Annotated in this window: 4 protein-coding genes and 1 pseudogene; 3 read left to right on the forward strand and 2 right to left on the reverse strand. The window is 73.9% G+C overall.

All coding sequences use genetic code 11. The features are described from left to right. From AC2VNT_RS10660 to AC2VNT_RS10670, 3 genes are all read left to right on the forward strand, one after another. On the forward strand, nt 1-485 hold a 485-nt coding region (locus AC2VNT_RS10660), incomplete at its 5' end, for an NHL repeat-containing protein (RefSeq protein WP_486946824.1). After that, nucleotides 482-748 (forward strand): DUF5703 family protein, encoded by a 267-nt coding sequence (locus AC2VNT_RS10665; RefSeq protein WP_486946825.1) that lies wholly within the window; start codon nt 482-484, stop codon nt 746-748. The genes AC2VNT_RS10660 and AC2VNT_RS10665, both read left to right, overlap by 4 nt. 3 nt (nt 749-751) lie before the next feature. Further along, on the forward strand, nt 752-1840 hold the full coding sequence (locus AC2VNT_RS10670; protein WP_486946826.1) for a quinone-dependent dihydroorotate dehydrogenase: 1089 nt from the start codon (nt 752-754) through the stop codon (nt 1838-1840). Here the strand turns inward: AC2VNT_RS10670 and AC2VNT_RS10675 are convergent. Continuing rightward, complete coding sequence (locus tag AC2VNT_RS10675; protein ID WP_486946827.1) at nt 1819-3540, reverse strand: amidohydrolase; 1722 nt, start codon at nt 3538-3540, stop codon at nt 1819-1821. The genes AC2VNT_RS10670 and AC2VNT_RS10675 overlap by 22 nt on opposite strands. A 12-nt stretch (nt 3541-3552) precedes the next feature. Continuing rightward, nucleotides 3553-3696: pseudogene (locus AC2VNT_RS10680) on the reverse strand (YbhB/YbcL family Raf kinase inhibitor-like protein); the annotation flags it as partial.

A 3696-nucleotide genomic window follows, 5' to 3' on the forward strand; every position in this document is an offset into this window, starting at 1 on the left:
CCACGATCTTCGCCCGGGTGGATCAGATTGTGACGCAAGGCGATACCGCGGTGGTGCTGGATCGCGGCCAGACGTCGGTGACCACCATCGGCCCGGACGGCACGCCGCGGTACGCGCTGCGCGCCGGGCGGGGGGCCACCACCATGGCCGCCGACCCGCGCGGCCCGGTGCTGGCCGCCGACACCCGCGGCGGCCAGCTGCTGGTCTACGGGGTGGACCCGCTGATCCTGCGGCAGGCCTACCCGGTGCCGGACGCCCCGTACGGCCTGGCCGGCTGCACCGGTCTGGCATGGGTTTCGCAGACCGCCACCAACGCCGTCGTCGGCTACGATCTGGGCACCGGAATCCCCGTGGAGAAGGTACGGTACCCAACCGTGCGGCAACCGAACGCGCTGGCCTGCGACGACGTCGCGGGAACGCTGTATGTGGTCTCCGGCGCCGGGGCCGGCGTCCAGGTGATCGAGCACGCCGCGGGGCCGCGATGACCGCGCTGCGGCGCAGCCGGTTGCCGGCCGGTTGGGACACCGAGCTCTCCGACGAATACGAGTGGGTACCGCTGCAGCTGCCGCCGGAGCTGACCCGGATCTCGGCGTCCACCCGGCTCTCCATCGAAGCCGAGTACCGCGGCTGGGAGCTGACCCGGGTGCGGCTCTACACCGACGGCAGCCGACGGGTGTTGTTGCGGCGCAAAAAGTCCCGACTGGCCAACGGCGACGTCAGCCGCCCGGTCGACCAGCCGGGACTGTAACCGATGCGGCCCTACGACGCGCTGCGCCGCGCGCTGTTCCTGGTGTCGGCCGAACGGATCCACACCGCGACGTTCGCCGGGCTGCGCTCCGCGACCGCCGCCGAGGCGGTGCGCCGACGGCTGCGGCGTCGACTTGCGCCCGGCGACCCGGTGCTGGTCAGCACGGTCTTCGGGGTGCGCTTCCCCGGGCCGCTGGGTCTGGCCGCCGGGTTCGACAAGGACGGCACGGGGCTGCACACCTGGGGTGCGCTGGGCTTCGGCTACGCCGAAGTCGGCACGGTGACCGCCGCCGCGCAGCCCGGCAACCCCACACCGCGGCTGTTCCGGCTTCCCGCCGACCGGGCGCTGCTCAACCGGATGGGCTTCAACAACGCCGGAGCCGGGGCGCTGGCGACCCGGCTGGCCCAGCACCGCCCGGACGTGCCGATCGGGGTGAACATCGGCAAGACCAAGACCACCCCGGCCGAGCACGCGGCCGACGACTACCGGGCCAGCGCCCGGCTGCTCGGACCGCTGGCCGCCTACCTGGTGGTCAACGTCAGCTCGCCGAACACGCCGGGGCTGCGCGACCTGCAGACCGTCGAGCGGCTACGGCCGATCCTGGCCGCGGTGCGCGCCGAGACCGCCACCCCGGTGCTGGTGAAGATCGCGCCCGATCTGGCCGACGCCGACCTGGACGCGATCGCCGACCTCGCCGTCGAGTTGGGCCTGGCCGGCATCGTGGCCGTCAACACCACCGTCTCGCGCGCCGGCCTGCGCACCCCCGGGGTGGACCGGCTCGGCGACGGCGGCATCTCCGGGCCGCCGGTGGCGGCGCGGGCGGTGCAGGTGCTGCGCCGGCTGTATTCCCGGACCCGCGGCCGGCTGGTGCTGGTCAGCGTCGGCGGCATCGAGACCGCCGACGACGCCTGGCAGCGGATCACCGCCGGCGCGTCGCTGCTGCAGGGCTACACCGGGTTCGTCTACGGCGGCGGCCTGTGGGCCAAGCACATTCACGACGGCCTGGCCGCCCGGCTGCACGACGGCGGCTTCGCGGCGTTGACCGACGCGGTCGGCTCCGACGCCGACGGTCAGCCGAGCGGATCGCCGTAGGTCTGCCGGCCGATCAGGAAGGTGGCCTCGACCGTCACCTCCCGCAGCTGCTCGGGCGGGGTGCTGCGCGGGTTGGCCGAGAGCACCACCAGGTCGGCGTACTTGCCGGTCTCCAGGCTGCCGGTCTCGGTGTCCAGGTGCAGCTGCCACGCGGCGTCCAGGGTCTGCGCGCGGAGCGCCGCGTCGACGCCGATCCGCTGCTCGGGGGCGAGCACCCGACCGCTGCCGCGGGCGGTCCGGGTGACCGCGGTGGCGATGTTGCCGATCGGGTCGGGCGGGGTGACGGTGCCGTCGTTGTGAAACGAGATGCGCAGGCCGGCGTCGAGCGCCGATCGCGCCGCCATCCAGGGTGCACCGTGCTCCGGCCCGAACAGCTCGTCGATGAGCACGTCGCCCCAGTAGTAGACGTGTTCGATGAATAGGCTCGGTGTCACCCCCAGCGCGGCGGCGCGGGCGAACTGGTCGGGCCGCATCGCGCCGACGTGCTCGAGCCGCAGCCGCAGGTCCGGGGCGGCCCCGGCGTTGCGGTAGGCGTCCAAGACGACGTCGATGGCGGCGTCGCCGTGCACGTGGCAGGCCAGCTGCCAGCCCTGGCCGCCGAACGCCGCGGCCAGCTCACCGATCTGCTCGCGGGTGTAGTTCATCGCGCCGTGATGGTGTGACCCCAGGCCCATCCGGGCGGTCGTCTGGTTGGTCAGATACGGGAACGTGGTGAAGATGTTGCCCTGCCAGGGCGAGCCGTCGGCCCACAGCTTCATGCCGATCTTGGCGAAGAGCCGATCGGCGCCCGGCCGAGAGCCGGCGACGTTGGCCGGGTCGGCGGCCAGCGCCGGGGTGCCGATCTGGTAGCCGCGGACCCGTAGCGCGCAATCCGGTTCTTCGGCCAGGCCGGTCATCACCGCGGCCTGGGTGGTGGCGTCGTAGGCGTGGTCGCTGCAGGTGGCGATGCCGGCCCGGGCCAGCCTGCGGTAGGCCCAGCGCAGGTTGCCGGCCAGGTCGGAACCGGCATGGGCGAAGGCCGGTGCGGTCAACCGCAGCACGGCGGCGGCCTCGCGCACCTCGCCGGTCAGCTCCCCGTCGGGCCCGTGCACGAACTCCGCGCCGACCGGGTTGGCGGACTCCCGGGTGATGCCGGCCAGCGCCAGCGCCGCGGTGTTGCCGTAGGCGGCGTGCCCGCTGTTGGCGACCAGGATGACCGGGTGATCCGGCGCCAGCGTGTCGAGCCGGGCGCGGCTGGGCAGCCGCAGATCCGTCTGCAGCAGCGGGTCGACGCCGTTCAGCAGGATCGGGTCGCCCTTGGGGGTCGTCGTGACGGCCTCGGCGAGCTGCTGCAGCACCTGGGCGCCGGTCGGCACGGTGAACGGCCGCACGTCGATGGCCGGCGGGGCCAGGGCGACGCCGATGGCGAACGGGTGGCCGTGCGGCTCCACGAACGCCGGCAGCAGCGCCCGGCCGGCCAGGTCGACCAGCCGCGTCCCAGGCCGGTGCAGCTCCATCACCGCCGATCTGGGCCCGACCGCGCTGATCCGGCCACCGGTCACGGCCAGCGCCTCGGCTTCCGGCGCGGCACCGGGGGCCACCGTCACCACCGGCCCGCCGGTGAAGATCAGGTCGGCGCCGCGGGACGGCGCGCAGGCCGCCGCGGCGCCGATCACCGTCGCCGCCGATCCGACAACGAAGCGCCGTCTGCTCGTCGGCACGATCCGGCGGGCTTACTTCTGCTCATAGGTGCCGACGATCACCGCGCGGGCGATCGCGTGCATGAACAGGTTGAATCCGAGGAAGGCCGGGCTGGCCTCGGCGGGCAGCTCCAGCCGCTCCACGTCGACGGCGTGCACCGCGACGTAGTAGCGGTG

The sequence above is a fragment of the Mycobacterium sp. TH-M15 genome, assembly GCF_057473705.1.

Excerpts from the sequence above, each read along its gene's own strand:
- AC2VNT_RS10670 (WP_486946826.1), top strand. The coding sequence starts at position 752 with ATGCGGCCCTACGACGCGCTGCGCCGCGCGCTGTTCCTGGTGTCGGCC.
- AC2VNT_RS10665 (WP_486946825.1), top strand. The coding sequence starts at position 482 with ATGACCGCGCTGCGGCGCAGCCGGTTGCCGGCCGGTTGGGACACCGAG.